Origin of the sequence: Streptococcus sp. oral taxon 431 (genome assembly GCF_023110115.1) — a bacterium.
Classification (GTDB): domain Bacteria; phylum Bacillota; class Bacilli; order Lactobacillales; family Streptococcaceae; genus Streptococcus.
Genome location: NZ_JALDVP010000008.1, coordinates 22,682 through 46,340, shown reverse-complemented (window position 1 = coordinate 46,340; position 23,659 = coordinate 22,682). Strand labels below are relative to the sequence as shown.

Below are 23,659 nucleotides of genomic sequence, written 5' to 3'. Positions count from 1 at the left end.
TTACCGTGTCAAACCAACCAATTACTGATATGATTGAGGCGATTGAGCGATACGCCCAACTGCAACCAGACTATCCTGTCTACAATGTCCTGGGAGAAGAGTATACCTATGGCCAATTGAAGGCTGATTCAGATAGCTTAGCAGCCCATATTGACCAAATGGGACTTCCTGAAAAGTCACCTGTTGTGGTCTTTGGTGGCCAAGAATATGAAATGTTAGCAACCTTTGTGGCCTTGACCAAATCTGGTCGTGCTTATATCCCAATTGATAGCCATTCTGCCTTGGAGCGCGTGTCTGCGATTGTTGAAGTAGCAGAGCCAAGCTTAATCATCGCCATCAATGAGTTTCCAATTGAAAACCCAGCTGCTCCAATCATGTCTTTTGAGCAAGTGCGTGAAGCTTATGCTGCTCAGCAAGCCTATGATTTGCAACATCCGGTCAAAGGGGATGATAACTACTACATCATCTTTACTTCGGGGACGACTGGGAAACCAAAAGGGGTACAAATTTCGCATGATAACTTGCTCAGCTTCACCAACTGGATGATTACAGACAAGGAATTTGCGACGCCAGAGCGTCCGCAAATGTTGGCGCAACCACCCTATTCCTTTGACTTATCTGTTATGTACTGGGCACCAACTTTGGCTCTTGGAGGAACGCTTTTTGCTCTCCCGTCAGCAATCACTCAAGACTTTAAACAACTCTTTGCGACCATCTTTTTACTTCCGATTGCTATCTGGACTTCAACACCATCTTTTGCAGATATGGCCATGCTATCTGAAGATTTCAATGCTGAAAAGATGCCAGGCATTACCCATTTCTACTTTGATGGGGAAGAGTTAACGGTTAAAACGGCTCAAAAACTGCGTGAGCGTTTCCCGAATGCGCGCATCATCAATGCCTATGGGCCGACGGAAGCAACGGTTGCTTTGTCGGCGGTTGCTATCACAGATGAGATGCTAGCGACACTTAAACGCTTGCCAATTGGTTATACCAAAGAAGATTCTCCAACCTTCATCATTGATGAGGAAGGAAACAAATTGCCAAATGGTGAGCAAGGTGAGATCATCGTGTCTGGACCGGCTGTTTCAAAAGGTTATATGAATAATCCTGAGAAAACAGCAGAAGCTTTCTTCGAATTTGAAGGTCTGCCAGCCTACCATACGGGAGATGTTGGAACCATGACGGATGAAGGTCTTCTTCTCTACGGTGGACGGATGGATTTCCAAATCAAGTTTAACGGTTATCGTATCGAGCTAGAGGATGTCTCTCAAAACTTGAACAAATCGAAGTATATCGAATCGGCTGTCGCAGTTCCACGTTATAATAAAGATCACAAGGTCCAAAATCTCTTGGCTTATGTCATCTTAAAAGAGGGCGTCAAAGAACAATTTGAGCGTGAAATTGATATCACGAAGGCCATTAAGGAAGATTTGGAGGATATTATGATGTCTTATATGATGCCATCTAAGTTCCTTTATAGAGAGGATTTACCACTAACTCCAAATGGGAAGATTGACATTAAAGGATTGATTAATGAGGTGAATAATAGATGATGGATTTCCTGAAACAGCTACCTTATATTGAGCCGTATGGGAATCCGCAGTACTTTTTGTATGTGATTGCTGCAATTTTGCCAATCTTTATCGGTCTTTTTTTCAAAAAACGTTTTGCCTGGTATGAAATATTGGTTAGTCTCTTCTTTATCGTCACTATGTTGACGGGGGGTAAGACTAATCAAATAGCTGCCTTAGGAATTTATCTGATTTGGCAAATTGTACTGGTTCTTTTTTACAAGCAGTATCGAAAAGGTCGAGACGGTAAATGGACTTTCTATCTAGTGAGTCTATTATCATTGCTTCCCATCATCTTTGTCAAGGTGCAACCAGCTATTAATGGCACACAGTCTCTACTAGGATTTGTAGGAATCTCCTATTTAACCTTTCGTTCGGTAGGAATCATCATTGAACTTAGAGATGGAGTCATAAAGGATTTGAAAATGTGGGAATATTTGCGTTTTCTTCTCTTTATGCCGACTTTCTCAAGTGGTCCCATTGATCGTTTCAAACGTTTTAATGAAAATTATAAGACGATTCCAGAACGCGATGAATTGATGGATATGCTAGCTGAGTCCGTTCGGTATATCATGTTAGGATTTCTGTATAAATTTATCCTAGCTCATATTTTAGGTGAAATCTTATTACCTCCGCTAAAAAATCTAGCTTTGCAGACAGGTGGTCTCTTTAACTATTATGTGGTCGCAGTCATGTATACATTTGGTTTGGAGCTCTTCTTTGATTTTGCGGGTTATTCTATGTTTGCTTTGGCGATTTCAAATCTGATGGGAATTCGTAGTCCAATCAACTTCAACAAACCTTTCTTGTCGAGAGATTTGAAAGAGTTTTGGAATCGTTGGCACATGAGTTTATCTTTCTGGTTCCGTGACTTTGTCTTCATGCGTATGGTTATGTTGATGACGAGAAAGAGATTGTTTAAGAATCGAAATATGACTTCAAGTGTTGCATATATCCTGAACATGCTCCTTATGGGATTCTGGCATGGGATAACATGGTTTTACATCGTCTACGGACTCTTTCATGGAGTAGGCTTAGTCATTAATGATGCCTGGGTCAGAAAGAAAAAAACGCTCAATAAAGAACGTAAGAAAGCAGGGCGACCTCCCTTGCTTGAGAATCGTTGGGCTCAGTTGCTTGGCATGGTGATAACCTTCCATGTCGTAATGGTTTCATTCTTAATCTTTTCTGGATTTTTGAATGATTTATGGTTTAAAAAATAAAAGGAATTAAAAAATGGATATCAAATCAGAAGTTATTGAAATTATTGATGAACTATTTATGGAAGATGTTTCTGGCATGATGGATGAAGATCTTTTTGATGCAGGTGTCTTGGACAGCATGGGAACAGTTGAATTGATTGTAGAAATTGAGAATCGCTTTGATATTCGTGTCCCAGTTACAGAATTTGGTCGTGATGACTGGAATACAGCCAATAAAATCGTAGCCGGAATTACGGAGTTAAAGAATGCTTAAACGCTTGTGGTTGATTTTTGGACCACTCCTTGTAGCGGGTGTATTGATTCTACTACTCATCTTTTTCTATCCAAGTAGCAAAAGTCACAATCTTATGGAGGAAAAATACTCTGCGGCCTCTATAAGTGCAGAGAGCTTCAAGGAGAGAAGTCAAAAAGTGAGAGCTCTTACAGACCCTGACATGCGTTTTATCCCTTTCTTTGGGTCGAGTGAATGGATTCGTTTTGACAGCATGCATCCAGGAGTGTTAGCTGAAAAGTATAATCGCTCCTACCGTCCTTATTTTATGGGGCAGGCAGGAGCAGCGTCTCTTAGCCAGTACTTTGGGATGCAACAGATTACGTCTGAACTTGAAAATAAACAAGCAGTGTTTGTAATCTCTCCACAGTGGTTTACAAAGGAAGATCAAGATTCAGTTACTTTTCAAACCTATTTTAACAATGATCAGTTGACTGCCTTTTTAGAGAATCAATCTGGGGATGCTGCCTCTCAATATGCGGCTAATAGACTCTTAAAGCAAAATCCAAGAGTCCCGATGAAGGGGATTGTTGAGAAGATAGCTAAGGATGAACAATTGTCAGACTTTGATCAAACGATGGTTAATCTCTCGTCTGAGTTCAATGAAAGACAAGCTGCTCTCTTTGGTCGATTCTCGATTCGGGGTCGATTGAAGTATAAAGAACATATTGAAAAATATTTAAGTAGCCTCCCGGATCAATTTTCTTATGAAGAGTTGGAAAATATTGCACGTAAGGATGCAGAAGAAAATACGACCAATAATGATTTGGGGATGGATAACCACTTTTACAATACTCAACTAAAGAAAGATTTAAAAAAGTGGGAAGGGTATCAAAAAAATTACAACTTTCTCCAGTCAAGGGAGTACAATGATTTGCAGTTAGTGCTTGATCAATTTGCTAAGTCTAAGGTCAATGTGCTCTTCGTGTTTCAACCTGTCAATAGAAAATGGATGGACTATACAGGCTTGAGTGAAGAAATGTATCAACACTCTGTCGAAAAAATTCGTTACCAATTGGAGAGTCAAGGTTTCACCAATATTGCTGATTTTTCAAAAAACGGTGATGAACCATACTTTGTCAAGGATACTATTCATATCGGTTGGTTAGGCTGGTTGGCGTTTGATAAGGTTGTAAATCCTTTTTTGAGTAATCCAACAACAGCTCCTAATTATCAAATGAATGATCGATTCTTCAGTCAGGATTGGGCAAATTACGATGGGAATATTAAAGATTTTCAATAAAATGAGCTAAAAGTTTGGGATTGAACCCAAGCTTTTTTGTTTAAATGGCGAATATTTAAGATGCAAATAGGTCAAAAGTTTCATAATTTTTAGAAATAGCGTATAATATAAAAGAGAAAAAGAAAAGAAAAGGATTTCAAAATGAAGAAACAGTTCTTATTACCCATCCTATCTACAGCTTTATTAGCTCCAGCCTTCTTAGCTGGACAAGTATACGCTGAAGAAGCAACAACTCCTGCAGAAAGTTCAGCTGTCGCAGCAACTCCAGCTCCGTCGGCGACTCCAGCTCCTGTTGAGAGCCCTGCGGTACCGGAAACTTCGGCAACTTCAGAAGCGATTGCACCTGCAGAAGCTCAGTCAGCTCCTGCTGAATCTCCTAAAAGCGAAGAAAAGGACACTGTTATCTTACACACCAATGATGTCCATGGTCGTATTGTAGAGGAAAAAGGAGTCATTGGAGACGCTAAGTTGGCTACAGTCATTGAACAAGAGCGTGCAAAAACCAACCAGACCACCTTGGTAGTGGATGCTGGTGATGCTTTCCAGGGTCTTCCTATCTCAAACTCATCAAAAGGTGAGGCACGTGCTAAGATTCTTAACGAGATGCAGTATGATGCCATGGCTGTAGGAAATCACGAGTTTGATTTCGGACTTGATGAAGCTAAAAAATACAAAGAAATTTTGAAATTCCCCTTGTTAAGCTCAAATACTTATGTAGATGGAGCTCGTCTCTTCCAAGCTTCTACTATTGTTGACAAGAATAAGGATGTTGAAGGCGATGAGTTTGTAGTGATAGGTGTGACAACGCCGGAAACAGCAACGAAAACTCACCCTAAAAATGTTAAAGGAGTAACCTTTACTGAGCCAATCGAAGAGGTTAATAAGGTCGTTGAAGAAGTTCAAGCCAAGGCTAAGGCGGAAGGTAAGGATTATAAGCATTATGTAGTCTTAGCCCACTTGGGTGTTGATACAACAACGCCAGTAGCTTGGCGTGGCTCAACACTAGCAGAAGCCCTGTCTAAGAACCCTCTTTTGAAGGGGAAACGTGTAACAGTCATTGATGGTCACTCTCATACAGTAGAATCAACTACTTACGGAGATAATGTGACTTACAACCAAACTGGAAGTTATCTCCATAACGTTGGTAAAATTACTTATAAATCTCGTCAGCTTTTGGGCAATCCAACTCAGATTACTGCTGCTGAAGCCAAAAAATTAGAAGCAAATCCAAAAGTTGCTAGTTTAGTTAAAGATATTAAGGCAAAGTATGATGCTGAAAATGCTGTTGAGGTTGTGTCTAACAGTCCTGTTGAACTAAATGGAGACCGTGAAAATGTTCGTGTTCGTGAAACGAATCTCGGAAATGTCGTCGCAGATTCTCTCTACCAGTATGGTCAAACAGGATTTAGTCATCCAACAGATATTGCTGTAACTAATGGTGGGGGATTGCGTGAGACAATTGCTAAAGACAAACCAATTACAAAAGGAAATGTCATTGCAGTCTTGCCATTTGGGAACACAATCTCACAAATTCAAGTAACTGGCCAGCAAGTTCTGGATATGTTTGAAAAATCACTCGGCTCTATCTTGCAGGTTGATAAGACAGGAAAAACTGTCTTGGATGAAAATGGTCAACCATTGCTCGAACCAAGTGGTGGATTCTTACAGATTTCAGGAGCCAAGGTCTACTACGATACAAACCTAGTCGCAGGTAAACGCGTCTTGGCTATTCAAGTGAAGAATCGTGCAACTGGTCTTTATGAAAAACTAGATTTGGCGAAAATCTACTACCTAGCAACCAATGACTTCCTTGCAGCAGGTGGTGACGGTTATACCATGCTTGGTGGTGCGAGAGAAGAAGGTCCTTCAATGGATGCTGCCTTTGAAGACTATCTCAAAACAGCTGATTTGACTCAGTATGAAAAGGTAAATCCAAATTCACGCACGATTTCTGTGGACTCAAAAACATTTAAACTTCCTGAAGAAGGTAAAGAGCAAGATCCAGCTAAACCAGTAGAAGACCAAGCAACAAAACCGACTCAACCTTCTACTGTAAAAGTTGATTATAAGGTTGCAGATAAGTTTGCTAAGAAAACAGTAGTCTCAGAGAAAGTACTTCCAAATACAGGTAGTGAGCAATCTATTTTCATGATGCTACTTGGTGTGATTCTTGGAGCGACAGCTCTCTGGACTAGCCGTAAACAAGAAAAATAATTCTAAAGGATGAAAACATCTCAGGTGTTTTCATCTTTTTTCTTGATTCTTTTTTGGTTTATGATATAATTAACCAGTAAACAATCTGTGGTAATCTATATTGTTTTAGGAAAAAGATGACTAGGAAAGGAGAAGTTCATGAGACAATTAGCAAAAGACATTGATCATTTTTTAAATGAAGTAATCCTGAAAGCTGAAAATCAGCATGAAATTTTGATTGGTCATTGCACGAGTGAAGTGGCTTTGACAAACACTCAGGAGCATATTCTTATGCTCTTATCAGAGGAATCATTAACGAATTCGGAGTTGGCTCGCCGTCTCAATGTCAGTCAAGCAGCCGTCACCAAGGCCATTAAGTCCTTGATTAAAGAGGGGATGCTGGAAGCTTCTAAGGATCCAAAGGATGCTCGAGTGATTTTCTATCAATTGACAGATTTAGCTCGACCGATTGCTGAAGAGCATCACCATCATCATGAGCACACCCTCTCGACTTATGAACAAGTTGCCAGTCAATTCTCGGCTGAGGAGCAACAAATTATCCAGCGGTTTTTAACTGCTTTAGTAGGAGAAATCAAGTAATGAGATACATCACAGTAGAGGATTTGTCCTTCTATTATGACAAGGAACCTGTTCTTGAGCATATCAATTACAGTGTTGATAGTGGGGAATTTGTCACCCTCACTGGAGAAAATGGAGCTGCCAAGACGACTCTTATCAAGGCCAGTCTTGGTATTTTGCAACCAAGATTTGGCAAAGTTACCATTTCAAAGACCAACACTCGTGGGACAAAACTAAGAATCGCCTACCTTCCTCAACAGATTGCAAGTTTTAATGCAGGTTTTCCAAGTACCGTTTATGAATTTGTCAAATCAGGTCGTTATCCAAGAAAAGGTTGGTTCCGTCGTCTAAATGCTCACGATGAGGAACATATCAAGGCTAGTTTAAACTCTGTTGGTATGTGGGAACATCGGGATAAAAGGATTGGTTCCCTTTCTGGCGGGCAAAAGCAAAGGGCTGTTATCGCACGTATGTTTGCTTCGGATCCTGATATCTTTATCTTGGATGAGCCGACGACAGGGATGGATGCGGGGACCAAGGATGAGTTTTATGAGCTCATGCACCATAGTGCCCACCATCATGGCAAGGCTGTTTTGATGATTACTCACGATCCTGAAGAAGTCAAGGACTATGCAGATCGCAATATTCACCTGGTCCGAGACCAAGATTCGCCATGGCGTTGCTTCAATGTCCATGAAAGTGACCAGGAGGTGGAGCATGCTTAATCTACTGTCTTATGATTTTATGCAGCGAGCCTTTTTGGCAGTTATTGCCATGAGTCTCTTTTCACCAGTCCTTGGGACCTTCCTTATCTTGCGTCGTCAGAGTCTTATGAGTGATACTCTGAGTCACGTCTCGCTTTCGGGGGTTGCCTTTGGCTTGGTTTTAGGAATTTCTCCGACCATTTCAACCATTGTGATTGTCTTGATTGCGGCGGTCTTCCTTGAATACCTACGTACGGTTTATAAAAGCTTTATGGAGATTGGGACAGCCATTCTCATGTCTACAGGACTTGCAGTTTCACTTATTGTTATGAGTAAGGGGAAGAGCTCTAGTTCTATGAGTCTGGACCAATACCTTTTTGGTTCTATCGTGACCATTAGTCAAGAGCAGGTCATTGGCCTCTTTGTCATTGCGGCGGTTGTTTTAATCTTAACCTTCCTCTTTTTAAGACCCATGTATATTCTAACTTTTGACGAGGATACAGCTTTTGTCGATGGTCTTCCAGTGCGTACTATGTCTATTCTCTTTAACATGGTAACGGGTGTGGCTATTGCCCTCATGATCCCAGCTGCGGGAGCACTTTTGGTATCGACTATCATGGTTTTACCAGCAAGTATTGCTTTGCGTCTAGGTAAAAACTTTAGTTCAGTGATGATACTTGCTAGTGTTATTGGTTTTCTAGGCATGGTTGCGGGGCTTTATATTTCCTATTATGCAGAGACACCACCAAGTGCAAGTATTACCATTATCTTTGTAGTTGTCTTTTTAGTAGTCAGCTTACTCAAACGTTTTATCAAATAGGAGAAGTACATGAAAAAACTAAGCCTACTTTTGGCAAGTCTTGTGACCTTATTCTTAGTCGCTTGCTCCAATCAAAAACAAGCAGACGGGAAATTAAATATCGTTACAACTTTCTATCCTGTCTACGAATTTACCAAGCAAGTAGCAGGGGACACAGCCAATGTCGAACTCTTAATCGGGGCTGGAACAGAGCCGCATGATTATGAACCATCAGCTAAGGCAGTCGCTAAAATCCAAGACGCAGATGCCTTTGTTTATGAGAATGAAAATATGGAAACTTGGGTTCCTAAGTTATTAGAATCCCTAGATGCGAAAAAAGTAAAAACGATTAAAGCTACTGGAGACATGCTGCTCCTTCCAGGAAGTGAAGAAGAGGAAGACCATGACCATGGTGAAGAAGGTCATCATCACGAGTATGATCCTCATGTATGGTTGTCTCCTGCGCGTGCAATCAAACTTGTAGAACATATCCGTGATAGTCTTTCAGCTGACTATCCGGATAAGAAGGCGACTTTTGAACAAAATGCAGCAGCCTATATCGAAAAACTGCAAGCCTTGGACAAGGCCTATATTGAAGGACTTTCTAGTGCAAAACAAAAGAGTTTTGTGACTCAACACGCAGCCTTCCGTTATCTAGCCTTGGACTACGGACTCAATCAAGTCTCTATCTCAGGTCTTTCACCAGATGCGGAGCCTTCAGCAAGCCGTTTGGCAGAATTGACCGAGTACATCAAGAAAAATAAAATCTCTTATATCTACTTTGAAGAAAATGCCTCTCAAGCCCTAGCGAATACTCTCTCAAAAGAAACAGGAGTGAAGTTAGATGTTCTGAATCCTCTTGAAAGCTTGACCGAAGAGGACATGAAGGCTGGAGAAAACTATGTCTCTGTCATGGAGAAAAACCTCAAGGCACTCAAGCAGACAACTGATCAGGCAGGAGCAGAGATTGAACCAGAAAAGGCAGAGGAAACTAAAACCGTTCAAAATGGCTACTTTGAGGATGCAGATGTTAAGGACCGTACCCTAAGTGATTATGCTGGCAACTGGCAGTCTGTCTATCCTTTCCTTGAGGATGGGACTCTTGACCAAGTATTTGACTACAAGGCTAAATTGACTGGTAAGATGAGCAAGGATGAGTATAAGGCTTACTATCAAAAGGGCTACCAAACAGATGTGACCAAGATTAACATCACGGATAATACTATGGAATTCATCCAAGGTGGCCAAAGTAAGAAATATACTTACAAGTATGTCGGCAAGAAAATCTTGACTTATAAGAAAGGGAATCGTGGAGTACGCTTCCTCTTTGAAGCGACTGATGCAGACGCCGGGCAATTCAAGTATGTTCAGTTTAGCGACCATAATATTGCTCCAGTCAAGGCAGAGCATTTTCATATCTTCTTTGGAGGCACTAGCCAAGAAGCCCTCTTTGAAGAGATGGACAACTGGCCGACCTACTATCCAGATGGCTTATCAGGTCAAGAGATTGCTCAAGAAATGTTGGCTCATTAAAGCGAAACAATCCTTCCTACATGGGGAGGATTGTTCTTGTTTTATCAGCGTTGAGCATCTGGATTGACATTGTCAGATAAAGACGGTATTGTTACGAGAGTCAGAGTGGAGAACTAGGAGGTTTTATCTTTAAGATAAGTGCTCTTTTTGACAAAGGTCTGTATTAGAGATATAATGTAGAAAAATCGTTTAAGGATAAAGATATGACAAAATCAAAGTACATTACACGTCTCAAACGCTCAGAGGGTCAATTGCGAGGTATTCAAAAAATGATGGAGGAAGAGCGTGATTGTGTCGATATCATTACTCAATTAACAGCAGTGCGATCCAGTGTTGATCGTATTATTGAACTGATGATAACGGAGAATTTAACAGCTTGTATTAACGACCCTTTAGGCGACCCTCAAGCGCAGAAGGAAAGATTGGAAAAGGCAGTTAAATACTTGATTAAACGGAAGTAACAGAATAAAGGCTTACTTGAAAAGTTGATAGAATACAAAAAGAGCAGTTGGTTTTCTTTAGAGTAAACCAACTGCTCTTTTTGTATTTGATTTATTCTACATCACCTAGCCAGGCATTCATGCCACCTTCTACATTGGTAACGGTGAGGCCTTGGGCGCTGAGAAATTGACAGGCAGAGGCAGAACGCACTCCACCTTGACAGATGACATGGTATTCATGGTCAGGTTTGAGTTCTTTGTAGCCTTGCTCCAAGGTACTTAACGGAAGATTTTTGGCACCTGGTGCATGTCCTGCTTGGAATTCATGTACTTCACGGACATCGATAAAATCTAGATTTTCATTTTGATATTTTTCATAAAAGTCAGCCATGCTGATATTAGTTAGCATATTCTACTCCTTCTGGATTAGCCATTTTGTATAGTGAATAAGCGCCGTCAAGGTTTTGGACGGTAAATCCTGCTTGCTTGAGGATACGCTCTGCGATATAGCTGCGTAAACCACTGTGGCAGCTGACGATGTAGTTTTGATTTTTGTCTAGTTCATCCAAGCGTTCCCGTAGTTCGTTTAGGGGAATATGAATGGTATCGACTTTGAGTCGACCACTCTGGAATTCGCTACTGGTCCGTACATCCAGGAATTTCTTGCCAGTAGCTATTTCATCTTCTAGCTGGTACCACTGTATATTGTCGCTCAGACCTTCGATAAGGTTCAAGGCTGCGTAACCCAGCATATTGACGGGATCCTTGGCAGATCCAAAAGGTGGCGCATAGGTAAACTCTAACTCTGGTAAGTCAAAGACGGTGAGATTTTCCTTGATAGCAGTTGCTAGGATATCAATTCGCTTGTCAACACCTTTAGCTCCGACACCTTGGGCACCATAAATCTTACCACTGGTTGGGTCAAAGAGGAGCTTTAAGGTCATATCAGTAGCACCTGGATAATAACCAGCGAGGTCTTTCCCGCTGACATGAATTGCCTTGTATGGGAGTTGATTGTCACTAAGAGTGCGCTCGCTAAGACCTGTCGAAGTAGCGGAATACCAAAAGCACGAACGATAGCAGTACCGATACTACCCTTGTTTTTGCGCTCCATTCCAGCAATTATGTCTGCCACTTGACGTCCTTGACGGTTTACAGGAGAAGCTAGTGAGATGATAGTATCTTCCATGAGACGTCTGAGACGAGTCACCACTGACATACCACCTGCAACTCATCCAACAATGATAATCTTCATTGAGTTTCTTCCTTTTAGTTCTATATAGTTTCGCCTGTCCAAGAGATCATACCGCCTCGGACGTTGATAACATCATAGCCTTTTTTCTTGAGCTTTTTAGCAGCCATCTTACTTCGAACACCAGAATGACAGATGACATAGAGAGTTTCTTTTGTCGCAGGTGTGTAAGATCCGATTTCGGTTAGAGGAATATTCTTTGCGTTTTTGATATGACCTCTACGGAATTCCGTAGGCGTCCGAACGTCCAATAGCTGAATCGGTTCCTTGAGTTTAGCTTCTAATTCGCTGGTAGAAATACTATCAATTTTTGTAAATAAGTAAAACATAGGCGCCTCCAAATATACCTCTATAGGGTATATTAAACCACTAAGAAGTGCTTTTGTCAAGCAAGTTGAATTGATCAGCATTCTTTCTTACTTAGAAAATTTTTTGTGCTTTTCCAGTATGTTAGATGATACCCTACAAACAAGGGAGAAGCGTTTTTTCAGTTGGTTGGCAAGATATATCATACAAGTGATTCTAATTATTCAAGAACGAACCTCTGAAAACATTCTTTTCAGAAAACGAAGACCATCTATACTAAAGCAAGAAAAATCCTTCAAAGGACTTGAAAAATTAGAGAAAATCGGGTATAATATGAGTAATCATTTGTCGTAGGTTTTGTCTGAAATATTGTCCGGACAAGGCTCACAGCAGTTAAATCTCCTGAAAAAAGTCAGATTTAACTGCTCTTTTTGTGCTTTTTTTCGGTATTTTTTGCATCTGTAACAGAGATTTAAAGATTCTGAAAAATTAGTCAAGGGGGATAAGTTGATAGGGGTTTTAGAACCATTAAACGATAATTATTAGCTTAGGCGACTAAGCTTGGAACTTTATTTACAAAGGAGAATCATCTTGGCAGGACATGACGTTCAATACGGGAAACATCGTACCCGTCGTAGTTTTTCAAGAATCAAAGAAGTTCTTGACTTACCAAATTTGATTGAAATTCAAACTGATTCATTTAAAGATTTCCTAGACCATGGTCTGAAGGAAGTGTTTGAAGATGTATTGCCAATTTCAAACTTCACAGAAACAATGGAGTTGGAATTTGTTGGCTACGAAATCAAAGAACCTAAATATACGCTTGAAGAGGCTCGCATCCATGATGCTAGTTATTCAGCACCAATCTTTGTAACTTTCCGCTTGATTAACAAAGAAACTGGCGAAATCAAAACTCAAGAAGTCTTCTTTGGAGATTTCCCAATCATGACTGAGATGGGTACTTTCATCATCAACGGTGGTGAACGTATTATCGTATCACAGTTAGTGCGTTCTCCAGGTGTTTACTTTAATGATAAAGTAGACAAAAACGGTAAAGTGGGCTACGGTTCAACTGTAATCCCTAACCGTGGAGCTTGGTTGGAACTTGAAAGTGACTCAAAAGACATCGCCTACACTCGTATCGACCGTACACGTAAAATTCCATTCACGACTTTGGTTCGTGCTCTTGGTTTCTCAGGCGATGACGAAATCTTTGATATCTTTGGTGACAGCGAGTTGGTTCGCAACACTGTTGAAAAAGATATCCATAAAAACCCAATGGACTCTCGTACAGACGAAGCTTTGAAAGAAATTTATGAGCGTCTTCGTCCAGGTGAACCAAAAACTGCTGAGAGTTCACGTACCTTGCTTGTGGCTCGTTTCTTCGACCCACGTCGTTATGACTTGGCAGCTGTTGGACGCTACAAGATTAACAAGAAATTAAATATTAAAACTCGTTTGCTCAACCAAACAATTGCTGAACCATTGGTGGACCCTGAAACTGGTGAAATCTTGGTTGAAAAAGATACTGTTATGACTCGTGATGTCATCGAAAGTATCGAAAGTCACTTGGATGGCGATTTGAATAAGATTGTCTACACTCCAAATGACTCAGCTGTTTTGACAGAACCAGTTGTTCTTCAAAAATTCAAGGTTGTGGCACCAACTGATCCAGACCGTGTTGTAACAATCATCGGAAATGCAAATCCAGATGATAAAGTTCGCACTATCACTCCAGCAGATATCCTTGCTGAAATGAGCTACTTCCTTAACTTGGCTGAAGGCATCGGTCGTATCGATGATATCGACCACCTCGGAAACCGTCGTATTCGTGCCGTTGGTGAATTGCTTGCCAACCAAGTACGTCTTGGACTTTCACGTATGGAACGTAATGTTCGTGAACGTATGTCTGTTCAAGATAACGAAGTATTGACACCTCAACAAATCATTAACATCCGTCCAGTGACTGCAGCGATCAAAGAATTCTTTGGTTCTTCACAATTGTCACAGTTCATGGACCAACACAACCCACTTTCTGAGTTGTCTCACAAACGTCGTTTGTCTGCCTTAGGGCCTGGTGGTTTGACACGTGACCGCGCTGGATATGAAGTGCGTGACGTGCACTACACTCACTATGGTCGTATGTGTCCAATCGAAACACCTGAAGGACCAAACATCGGTTTGATCAATAACTTGTCTTCTTACGGACACCTCAACAAGTATGGTTTCATTCAAACACCATACCGTAAAGTTGACCGTGCAACTGGTAAAGTTACCAACGAAATTGTTTGGTTGACTGCCGATGAAGAAGATGAATACACAGTAGCTCAAGCTAACTCTAAATTGAACGCAGATGGAACTTTTGCTGAAAAAGTTGTCATGGGACGTCACCAAGGGGTTAACCAAGAATATCCAGCATCAAGCGTTGACTATATGGACGTTTCTCCTAAACAGGTAGTTGCCGTTGCGACAGCATGTATTCCTTTCTTGGAAAACGATGACTCCAACCGTGCCCTCATGGGTGCCAACATGCAACGTCAGGCTGTTCCGTTGATCGATCCTAAAGCGCCTTTCGTTGGTACTGGTATGGAATACCAAGCAGCCCATGACTCAGGAGCTGCAGTTATTGCACAACATGGTGGTAAGGTTACCTATGCGGATGCGGACAAAGTAGAAGTTCGCCGTGAAGATGGTTCCCTTGATGTTTATCACATCCAAAAATTCCGTCGTTCAAACTCAGGTACTGCTTATAACCAACGTACCCTTGTTCGAATTGGTGATGTCATCGAAAAAGGTGACTTTATCGCTGATGGACCTTCTATGGAGAAAGGTGAAATGGCGCTTGGACAAAACCCAATCGTTGCCTACATGACATGGGAAGGTTACAACTTCGAGGATGCTGTTATCATGAGCGAACGCTTGGTGAAAGATGATGTTTACACATCTGTTCATCTCGAAGAATACGAATCAGAAACACGCGATACAAAGCTTGGGCCTGAAGAAATCACTCGTGAAATTCCAAACGTTGGTGAAGATGCCCTTAAAGACCTCGACGAAATGGGTATCATCCGTATCGGTGCTGAGGTTAAAGAAGGGGATATCCTTGTAGGTAAAGTAACACCTAAGGGTGAAAAAGATCTTTCTGCTGAAGAGCGTCTCTTGCACGCTATCTTCGGTGACAAGTCTCGTGAAGTGCGTGATACTTCCCTTCGTGTACCACACGGTGCCGATGGTGTCGTTCGTGATGTTAAAATCTTTACACGTGCAAACGGTGATGAATTGCAATCTGGTGTGAATATGCTTGTTCGCGTATACATCGCTCAAAAACGTAAGATTAAGGTCGGAGATAAGATGGCCGGACGTCACGGGAACAAAGGGGTTGTCTCTCGTATCGTTCCTGTAGAAGATATGCCTTACCTTCCAGATGGAACTCCAGTCGATATCATGTTGAACCCACTTGGGGTACCATCACGTATGAATATCGGTCAGGTTATGGAGCTTCACCTTGGTATGGCGGCTCGTACTCTTGGTATTCACATCGCAACACCAGTCTTTGACGGAGCAAGTTCTGAAGACCTTTGGGACACTGTCAAAGAAGCAGGTATGGATAGCGATGCTAAGACTATCCTATACGATGGTCGTACTGGTGAACCATTTGATAACCGTGTGTCAGTTGGTGTCATGTACATGATCAAACTCCACCATATGGTTGATGATAAATTGCATGCTCGTTCAGTCGGACCATACTCAACCGTTACACAACAACCACTCGGAGGTAAAGCTCAGTTTGGTGGACAACGTTTCGGTGAGATGGAGGTTTGGGCACTTGAAGCCTATGGTGCGTCAAATGTCCTTCAAGAAATCTTGACTTACAAGTCTGACGATATCAACGGACGTTTGAAAGCTTATGAAGCTATTACAAAAGGAAAACCAATTCCAAAACCAGGTGTTCCAGAATCATTCCGAGTTCTTGTAAAAGAATTGCAATCTCTTGGTCTTGACATGCGTGTCCTTGACGAAGACGATCAAGAAGTGGAACTTCGTGACCTTGATGAAGGAATGGACGAAGATGTCATCCACGTAGATGACCTTGAAAAAGCCCGCGAAAGAGCAGCTCAAGAGGCTAAAGCAGCCTTTGAAGCAGAAGAAAATGCAAAAGCGGAAGCAACAGAAGAAGCTGCTGAACAAGAATAAGCAGTTCACTTATAATAGAAAGGGAAGAAATAGTGGTTGATGTAAATCGTTTTAAAAGTATGCAAATCACACTAGCTTCTCCAAGTAAAGTCCGTTCATGGTCTTATGGAGAAGTCAAAAAACCTGAAACAATCAATTACCGTACGTTGAAACCAGAACGTGAAGGACTCTTTGACGAAGTGATCTTTGGTCCTACAAAAGACTGGGAATGTGCTTGTGGTAAATACAAACGCATTCGTTACAGAGGGATTGTTTGTGACCGTTGTGGTGTTGAAGTAACGCGTACAAAAGTTCGTCGTGAACGTATGGGACACATCGAGTTAAAAGCTCCTGTATCTCATATCTGGTATTTCAAGGGGATTCCAAGCCGTATGGGCTTGACCCTTGACATGAGTCCTCGTGCCCTCGAGGAAGTTATCTACTTTGCTGCTTATGTGGTGATTGATCCGAAGGATACTCCACTTGAGCACAAGTCTATCATGACAGAGCGCGAATACCGTGAGCGCTTGCGTGAGTATGGTTACGGATCATTCGTTGCCAAGATGGGTGCCGAAGCTATCCAAGACCTCTTGAAGCAAGTAGATCTTGAAAAAGAAATTGCTGAACTCAAAGAAGAGTTGAAAACAGCTACTGGACAAAAACGTGTGAAAGCTATCCGTCGTTTGGATGTTTTGGATGCTTTCCACAAGTCTGGAAACAAGCCTGAATGGATGGTTCTTAACATCCTTCCAGTTATTCCACCAGATCTTCGTCCAATGTTGCAGTTGGATGGTGGCCGTTTTGCCTCATCTGACTTGAACGACCTTTACCGTCGTGTTATCAACCGTAACAATCGTTTGGCTCGTTTGCTTGAGTTGAACGCGCCAGGTATCATCGTTCAAAATGAGAAGCGTATGCTTCAAGAAGCGGTTGACGCTTTGATTGACAATGGCCGTCGTGGTCGTCCGATCACAGGGCCAGGTAGTCGTCCACTGAAATCATTGAGCCACATGCTCAAAGGGAAGCAAGGACGCTTCCGTCAAAACTTGCTCGGTAAACGTGTTGACTTCTCAGGACGTTCTGTTATTGCCGTTGGTCCAACTCTTAAGATGTACCAATGTGGTGTGCCACGTGAAATGGCAATCGAGCTCTTTAAACCATTCGTTATGCGTGAAATCGTTGCGCGCGATATCGTTCAAAACGTTAAAGCGGCTAAACGCTTGGTAGAACGTGGAGATGAACGTATCTGGGATATCCTCGAAGAAGTGATCAAAGAACACCCAGTACTTCTTAACCGCGCACCTACCCTTCACCGTTTGGGTATCCAAGCCTTTGAACCTGTCTTGATTGACGGTAAAGCCCTTCGCTTGCACCCGCTTGTCTGTGAAGCCTACAATGCCGACTTTGACGGTGACCAAATGGCCATCCACGTACCACTTTCAGAAGAAGCCCAAGCAGAAGCTCGTATCTTGATGCTTGCTGCTGAGCATATCTTGAATCCTAAAGATGGTAAACCAGTTGTTACGCCATCTCAGGACATGGTTTTGGGTAACTACTACTTGACTATGGAAGAAGCTGGTCGTGAAGGTGAAGGTATGGTCTTCAAGGACCGTGACGAAGCTGTCATGGCTTACCGTAATGGTTATGTTCACCTCCACTCACGTGTTGGTATTGCAACAGATAGCCTTAACAAACCATGGACAGAAGAGCAAAAACACAAAATCTTGCTCACAACTGTAGGTAAAATCCTCTTCAACGATATCATGCCAGAAGGACTACCTTACTTGCAAGAGCCAACAAATGCTAACTTGACAGAAGGTGTTCCGGCTAAGTACTTCTTGCCATTAGGTGGAAATATCAAGGAAGCTATTGAAGGACTTGAAATCAACCCACCATTCAAGAAGAAAAACCTTGGAAATATCATCGCTGAAATCTTCAAACGTTTCCGTACGACAGAAACATCTGCCCTACTTGACCGTATGAAGAACCTTGGCTACCACCATTCAACTCTTGCAGGTTTGACAGTGGGTATTGCCGATATTCCAGTCGTTGAAGACAAGGCTGAAATCATTGAAGAATCACACAAACGTGTAGAACAAATCACAAAACAATTCCGTCGTGGTATGATCACAGATGACGAACGCTACAATGCTGTTACAGCTGAATGGCGTGCTGCCCGTGAAAAACTCGAGAAACGTTTGGTTGCCAACCAAGATCCTAAGAACCCTATCGTTATGATGATGGACTCTGGAGCCCGTGGTAACATCTCAAACTTCTCACAGCTTGCCGGTATGCGTGGTCTGATGGCTGCTCCGAACGGACGTATCATGGAATTGCCAATCCTTTCAAACTTCCGTGAAGGTTTGTCAGTACTCGAAATGTTCTTCTCAACTCACGGTGCCCGTAAAGGTATGACCGATACGGCCCTTAAGACAGCCGACTCAGGTTACTTGACTCGTCGTTTGGTTGACGTTGCCCAAGACGTTATCATCCGTGAGGACGACTGTGGAACTGACCGTGGTCTCTTGATCCGCTCTATCACTGAAGGTAAAGAGATGATTGAGTCTCTCGAAGAACGTCTCAATGGTCGTTACACTAAGAAAACTGTTAAACACCCAGAAACTGGTGCAGTTATCATTGGTCCAAATGAATTGATTACAGAAGACAAGGCGCGTGAAATCGTCAATGCTGGTGTTGAAGAAGTGACTATCCGCTCTGTATTTACATGTAACACTCGTCATGGTGTCTGCCGTCACTGTTACGGTATCAACTTGGCGACTGGTGATGCGGTTGAAGTTGGTGAAGCAGTTGGTACAATCGCTGCCCAATCTATCGGGGAACCTGGTACACAGCTTACAATGCGTACCTTCCACACGGGTGGGGTTGCCTCAAATACCGATATCACTCAGGGTCTTCCTCGTGTCCAAGAAATCTTCGAAGCCCGCAATCCTAAAGGGGAAGCGGTCATCACAGAAGTCAAAGGGGAAGTTACAGCAATCGAAGAAGATGCTTCAACTCGTACCAAGAAAGTCTTCGTTAAAGGTGAAACTGGAGAAGGCGAATACGTGGTACCATTCACAGCACGTATGCGTGTAGAAGTTGGCGATCAAATCTCTCGTGGTGCAGCATTGACAGAAGGTTCTATCCAACCAAAACGTCTCCTTGCTGTACGTGATGTCTTGTCAGTTGAAACCTACCTCCTCGGTGAAGTACAAAAAGTTTACCGTAGCCAAGGGGTAGAAATCGGTGACAAACACATCGAGGTAATGGTTCGTCAAATGATCCGCAAAGTTCGTGTCATGGATCCAGGGGATACAGACCTTCTCATGGGTACTCTCATGGATATCAACGACTTTACAGATGCTAACAAAGATGTTCTTATCGTAGGTGGTGTGCCAGCGACTGGTCGCCCAGTCCTTATGGGAATTACCAAAGCCTCACTTGAAACAAATAGTTTCTTGTCAGCTGCTTCCTTCCAGGAAACAACTCGTGTCCTTACAGATGCGGCTATCCGTGGTAAGAAAGACCATCTCCTTGGTCTCAAGGAAAATGTTATCATCGGTAAGATCATCCCAGCTGGTACTGGTATGGCTCGCTACCGTAACCTTGAACCACAAGCAGTCAACGAAGAATCCCTCCTTGCAGATTCACAAGAAGAGCAAGTGGATGCCCAAGTCGAGACTGTTGAAACAAGTGAATAAACCGATTTATCCAAAAGAGGGGATTTCCCTCTTTTGGTGTGTATAGGTAATGAAAACGTAATGCATATTTTCTTGAAAAAATGGAATAAATGCATATTAGTTTCAACTTTCAAAATAATAAGCATAATGCTTGGTTTTTAAGTACAATAGTGCTAAAATAGAAGCGTTGCATGTTTAGGGTTTTGAAAAAAACAATGCATAAAATATAACAATATATACACTCCCGAAAGGGTGATGGAGGTAAATCATGAAAAATGATCTGTTTAACGACCGAATTAGTCGATTCTCGATCCGTAAGCTTCATGTAGGAGTTTGCTCGGTCTTACTCGGAACGTTGGTAATGCTCGGAACTGCTACAGGTGTCGGAGCTGATGAAGTAACTGAAGAAAAACAAGCTGACGGAGTTGCAGCTACAACAGAAGTAGACAAAGCTGAAGCTCCTGTAACTACAGAAGCAGCACCTGCTAAAGAAGTAACTTATAAAGCAGAAGCAGCACCTGCAGTTTCTACTGAAGTAAAACCTGAGCTAAATAGCGACAAATTGGCAGCTTACGTTGCTGAAATTGAAGCAAACGTGGCAAATGGTAAATACAGCAACAAGACAGACGAGAGTGTTGAAATTCTTAAGGTAGGTCTTGCTAATGCTAAAAATGCACTTACTTCTGCTACAAGCCAAGCTGAACTTGACGCAGCTTACCAATCACTTGTAACTATTGTCAATTCTAAGCTTAAAAACAAAGAAAAAGCTGTAGCCGAAACAGAAGTAGCAGCTACAGAAAAGACAGAAGCCACTACAGGTAAATCTGCAGAAAACACAAAGCCAGCTGAAGGTACTAACGCAATCGCAAATACAGGGAAAAACGACCCTCGTAATGGTAAAGAGATTGACAAGAATACTGCCTTCCGTGCAGATACTGCAACAGCTACTGGAATTGGTGCAGACGTTGAAGACGCAACTTCAACTCCAAAGGTAGAAAAACCAGGCTTTACAACAGATATTGATCCCAAATCTATGACTAGCCAGATTACATGGTTGGACTTTGGAGATGTAGCCAACTGGACAGGGGCAAAAAAAGTCATGGTTCCTAAAAATGACCAACATCCTGATCAAGATTTAGAAGAAAAATTAGCTCTTCAAGTTGGCGCTACCTATACCAAGGAAATCATGCCTGGCTATGTGGTCACTGTAAAAGTTAAATCCTTGAAACCTTTCCAAGCGACTGAAATCTATAAAAAGCGTATGGAAGACCAAGGGGCTACAGAAGCTGAAAAAGCAACCTATGATCCAAATGCAAAAAATGGATATGTAAAGGGTGTTACTTCAACAGGGGCTCAAAAAGCTTTTACCGATGGCAAAGAAGCCGACGTTGTCGCTGATGCTCAAAACGGTTGGACTGAAGTTAGATTTGAAAACGTTGATACGAAAGCCAAGAGGACTACCATGGGTTCAGCTATGAATGGTGGAAATATTGGAGTTCAGTTTGAAATCTCTGCAACCTTCCGTGGAAAGAAAGTTAAGCCAGCTATTGTTATGGCTGATGGTGAGTCTGCTAACCCTGGTGAATTTGTTATGTTCACTACCAACGGACAAGGTTGGCAACACCTTGGGGAATGGAAAAAGTCTACCAGACCAGCCACCTCTGTTCCTTATGAACCACAAGATACAGAGAATCTTTTTGGTTCTAAACCTAAATATAATAACATTAACCTAAGACAACTTCGTGATAATTCTCCTGTAGCTGGACCAGATAAGAAACCAGTAGCATGGAAGTACTTTGGAAATCCTGACCAAGTTACGGCTGGACTAGGAACCGGTGTCTTTGGACCAAACATTTCTGCAGGAAATAGCGCAGTTCCACTCGTGATGACACGTGGAGCATCTGAAGTGGGTCTTTATATCGCTTCAGCTGGTAAACAGTCAGCAATGCTAGGATTCTTCCCACTTGATGAAGGGGATGCTCCTGAGTCATATGGTAAGGCAGTTCATACCATTGCAACCGTAGACGGTGTTACTGGAGCTAAAGTAAATCAACCGTATCTTGGTAGCGTAAGCCCAGATATGGATGAAAATACAACTCTCGACTGGTTCGGTGATGATAACTCAACGACAGCCGATGAAGGAATTAACCAATTGCTTCCGGATAACCTCAAAGGGACAACCAATGAGATGATCAAGATGGACCGTACACGCCCAGGGAACTACAAGATGTCAGTTCAAGCCCATTTGGATGGAGCTTCAGAAGCACATATCTATGGTTGGGTAGACTTTAACCAAAATGGTAAATTCGATGAGGATGAACGCTCAAATCTCGCTACAATCACACAAGATGGCACAGTCGAGTTGACCTTTGCAAACAGCAAGACTTATATCGACCCTAGCGTTAACGAACTAGGTGCTCGTGTCCGTATTGCCAAGAAAGCGAACGAGATCGAAAGTCCAACTGGTATGGCCTTTTCAGGGGAAGTAGAAGACTTCAAGACTCAAATCACCCACCCACCAAAAGGGGAATTTAAGGAAACTTCTGGTCCTCAAGCTACTAAACAAACAGCAACAGTAACCTTTACAGCTCGTGGTGAACACAAGTATCAACGCAACTCTAAGGCAGTTATCGACGAAACAGTAGCACCATACATCGTTGACAAAGATGGGAACCGTGCGACTCTTGATGCAGATGGTTACTATGTCGTTCCAGGTCAAGGGAAATACAAGATTACTGCCAATGGTAAAGACGTAGACGTTGAGTTTATCCCAGAAGATAACTTCCTAGGAACTGCAGATGGTATCTCTATCCGTCGTGTAGATAGCAATGGCTACGATACGGGTTGGTCATCAAAATTCCCAGACAAAGAAGCAAACATTAATGGTCAGTTGAATACTATGGATGGTCAATACGTTCCAACAGTCACTCCGATTGAAATCGAAGGGGTTGACAAGACATCGACTGATGTGCAAGGAGCGACTCAAACAGGAACACCAACCTTTAACACAACTGCTACTAACTTAAATGGTGACAAGATTGCGGTCACTCCAAGCGCAGAATATCCTGCTAAATTAGTAGATCCAGCTACAGGTCGCACGACTGATGCGACATCTGTAACAGTGGCTGGAGAAGGAACATACACGATCAATCCTTCAACAGGTGAAGTAACCTTCACTCCAGAACCAAGCTTTGTAGGAACAGCTAAAGGCATTGAAGTTACATTGTCAGCACCAGTTGGTCGAAACAAAGATGGTAAGGTTCAAGAGGAGTACGTTAAGACTGCTACGGCTAAGTACACTCCAACTGTAGTAGGAGTAACACCAACCGCAACACCAGCAGAAACAAAAGACATCCAAGGTGCAACACAAACAGGTAAACCTGAATTCAAGGGTGGTACAGTTGAAGTTAATGGTGTTGAAAAGACTATTCCAATCAACGAAGATGTTCCAGCAACATTTGACGATGGTTCAACAACTAAGACAGTAGAAGGCGTTGGTAAATTTACAGTTGCAGCAGATGGGACAGTAACATTCGTTCCAGAACCAAACTTTGTAGGAACTGCACCAGCAGTGACAGTTGTCCGCGAAGATAAGAACGGAACAAAAGCTTCTGCGACATACACACCAACAGTTGTAGGAGTAACACCAACCGCAACACCAGCAGAAACAAAAGACATCCAAGGTGCAA

At 42.3% G+C, this 23,659-nt stretch carries 15 protein-coding genes and 1 pseudogene; 13 read left to right on the top strand and 3 right to left on the bottom strand.

Annotation, left to right across the window (positions count from 1 at the left end; genetic code table 11):
- Positions 1-5: 5 nt before the first annotated feature.
- From dltA to M1F91_RS08435, 10 genes are all read left to right on the top strand, one after another.
- Positions 6-1,556 (top strand): D-alanine--poly(phosphoribitol) ligase subunit DltA, encoded by a 1,551-nt coding sequence (dltA, locus tag M1F91_RS08480; protein ID WP_247913356.1) that lies wholly within the window; start codon positions 6-8, stop codon positions 1,554-1,556.
- Entirely contained in the window at positions 1,553-2,797 is a 1,245-nt protein-coding gene (gene dltB, locus M1F91_RS08475; protein WP_247913355.1) for a D-alanyl-lipoteichoic acid biosynthesis protein DltB, read from the top strand. Before dltA ends, dltB begins: the two co-directional genes overlap by 4 nt.
- Before the next feature lie 13 nt (positions 2,798-2,810).
- Positions 2,811-3,050: a D-alanine--poly(phosphoribitol) ligase subunit DltC gene (gene dltC / locus M1F91_RS08470; protein ID WP_006153996.1), complete on the top strand. Its 240-nt coding sequence runs from the start codon at positions 2,811-2,813 to the stop codon at positions 3,048-3,050.
- Entirely contained in the window at positions 3,043-4,311 is a 1,269-nt protein-coding gene (gene dltD, locus M1F91_RS08465; RefSeq protein WP_247913354.1) for a D-alanyl-lipoteichoic acid biosynthesis protein DltD, read from the top strand. Before dltC ends, dltD begins: the two co-directional genes overlap by 8 nt.
- 141 nt (positions 4,312-4,452) lie before the next feature.
- Positions 4,453-6,525, top strand: a complete 2,073-nt coding sequence (gene nt5e / locus M1F91_RS08460) for a cell surface ecto-5'-nucleotidase Nt5e (protein ID WP_247913353.1) — start codon at positions 4,453-4,455, stop codon at positions 6,523-6,525.
- Positions 6,526-6,663: 138 nt separating this feature from the next.
- Positions 6,664-7,104, top strand: a complete 441-nt coding sequence (gene adcR / locus M1F91_RS08455; protein ID WP_247913352.1) for a zinc-dependent MarR family transcriptional regulator — start codon at positions 6,664-6,666, stop codon at positions 7,102-7,104.
- Positions 7,104-7,808 (top strand): metal ABC transporter ATP-binding protein, encoded by a 705-nt coding sequence (locus M1F91_RS08450; RefSeq protein WP_006147770.1) that lies wholly within the window; start codon positions 7,104-7,106, stop codon positions 7,806-7,808. Before adcR ends, M1F91_RS08450 begins: the two co-directional genes overlap by 1 nt.
- Entirely contained in the window at positions 7,801-8,607 is an 807-nt protein-coding gene (locus tag M1F91_RS08445) for a metal ABC transporter permease (RefSeq protein WP_006147771.1), read from the top strand. The genes M1F91_RS08450 and M1F91_RS08445 overlap by 8 nt, the downstream gene beginning before the upstream one ends.
- A 9-nt stretch (positions 8,608-8,616) precedes the next feature.
- On the top strand, positions 8,617-10,119 hold the full coding sequence (locus M1F91_RS08440; RefSeq protein WP_247913351.1) for a zinc ABC transporter substrate-binding protein AdcA: 1,503 nt from the start codon (positions 8,617-8,619) through the stop codon (positions 10,117-10,119).
- A 203-nt stretch (positions 10,120-10,322) separates the two neighbouring features.
- Positions 10,323-10,580, top strand: coding sequence for a metal-sensitive transcriptional regulator (locus tag M1F91_RS08435; protein ID WP_223334787.1), 258 nt, complete (start codon positions 10,323-10,325; stop codon positions 10,578-10,580).
- 91 nt (positions 10,581-10,671) lie between these two features.
- On the opposite strand, the gene M1F91_RS08430 is transcribed toward M1F91_RS08435, so the two are convergent.
- From M1F91_RS08430 to M1F91_RS08420, 3 genes and pseudogenes are all read right to left on the bottom strand, one after another.
- Positions 10,672-10,968 carry a rhodanese-like domain-containing protein gene (locus tag M1F91_RS08430; RefSeq protein WP_247913350.1) on the bottom strand — a complete coding sequence of 99 codons (297 nt, stop codon included), beginning with the start codon at positions 10,966-10,968 and terminating at the stop codon, positions 10,672-10,674.
- Positions 10,958-11,745 (bottom strand): annotated as a pseudogene (locus M1F91_RS08425) (rhodanese-like domain-containing protein); the annotation flags it as partial. The pseudogene M1F91_RS08425 and the gene M1F91_RS08430, both read right to left, overlap by 11 nt.
- A gap of 89 nt (positions 11,746-11,834) precedes the next feature.
- Positions 11,835-12,140 (bottom strand): rhodanese-like domain-containing protein, encoded by a 306-nt coding sequence (locus M1F91_RS08420; RefSeq protein ID WP_247913349.1) that lies wholly within the window; start codon positions 12,138-12,140, stop codon positions 11,835-11,837.
- A 568-nt stretch (positions 12,141-12,708) separates the two neighbouring features.
- On the opposite strand from M1F91_RS08420, the gene M1F91_RS08415 reads away from it, so the two are divergent.
- From M1F91_RS08415 to M1F91_RS08405, 3 genes are all read left to right on the top strand, one after another.
- Complete coding sequence (locus tag M1F91_RS08415; RefSeq protein ID WP_247913348.1) at positions 12,709-16,311, top strand: DNA-directed RNA polymerase subunit beta; 3,603 nt, start codon at positions 12,709-12,711, stop codon at positions 16,309-16,311.
- 32 nt (positions 16,312-16,343) lie between these two features.
- Positions 16,344-19,991 carry a DNA-directed RNA polymerase subunit beta' gene (gene rpoC, locus M1F91_RS08410; protein WP_247913347.1) on the top strand — a complete coding sequence of 1,216 codons (3,648 nt, stop codon included), beginning with the start codon at positions 16,344-16,346 and terminating at the stop codon, positions 19,989-19,991.
- Positions 19,992-20,238: 247 nt separating this feature from the next.
- Positions 20,239-23,659: CshA/CshB family fibrillar adhesin-related protein (locus M1F91_RS08405; protein WP_247913346.1), on the top strand; the 3,421-nt coding region annotated here is incomplete at its 3' end.

Excerpts from the sequence above, each read along its gene's own strand:
- dltB (WP_247913355.1), top strand. The coding sequence starts at position 1,553 with ATGATGGATTTCCTGAAACAGCTACCTTATATTGAGCCGTATGGGAAT.
- dltC (WP_006153996.1), top strand. The coding sequence starts at position 2,811 with ATGGATATCAAATCAGAAGTTATTGAAATTATTGATGAACTATTTATG.
- dltD (WP_247913354.1), top strand. The coding sequence starts at position 3,043 with ATGCTTAAACGCTTGTGGTTGATTTTTGGACCACTCCTTGTAGCGGGT.
- nt5e (WP_247913353.1), top strand. The coding sequence starts at position 4,453 with ATGAAGAAACAGTTCTTATTACCCATCCTATCTACAGCTTTATTAGCT.
- adcR (WP_247913352.1), top strand. The coding sequence starts at position 6,664 with ATGAGACAATTAGCAAAAGACATTGATCATTTTTTAAATGAAGTAATC.
- M1F91_RS08450 (WP_006147770.1), top strand. The coding sequence starts at position 7,104 with ATGAGATACATCACAGTAGAGGATTTGTCCTTCTATTATGACAAGGAA.
- M1F91_RS08445 (WP_006147771.1), top strand. The coding sequence starts at position 7,801 with ATGCTTAATCTACTGTCTTATGATTTTATGCAGCGAGCCTTTTTGGCA.
- M1F91_RS08440 (WP_247913351.1), top strand. The coding sequence starts at position 8,617 with ATGAAAAAACTAAGCCTACTTTTGGCAAGTCTTGTGACCTTATTCTTA.
- M1F91_RS08435 (WP_223334787.1), top strand. The coding sequence starts at position 10,323 with ATGACAAAATCAAAGTACATTACACGTCTCAAACGCTCAGAGGGTCAA.
- M1F91_RS08430 (WP_247913350.1), bottom strand. The coding sequence starts at position 10,968 with ATGCTAACTAATATCAGCATGGCTGACTTTTATGAAAAATATCAAAAT.
- M1F91_RS08420 (WP_247913349.1), bottom strand. The coding sequence starts at position 12,140 with ATGTTTTACTTATTTACAAAAATTGATAGTATTTCTACCAGCGAATTA.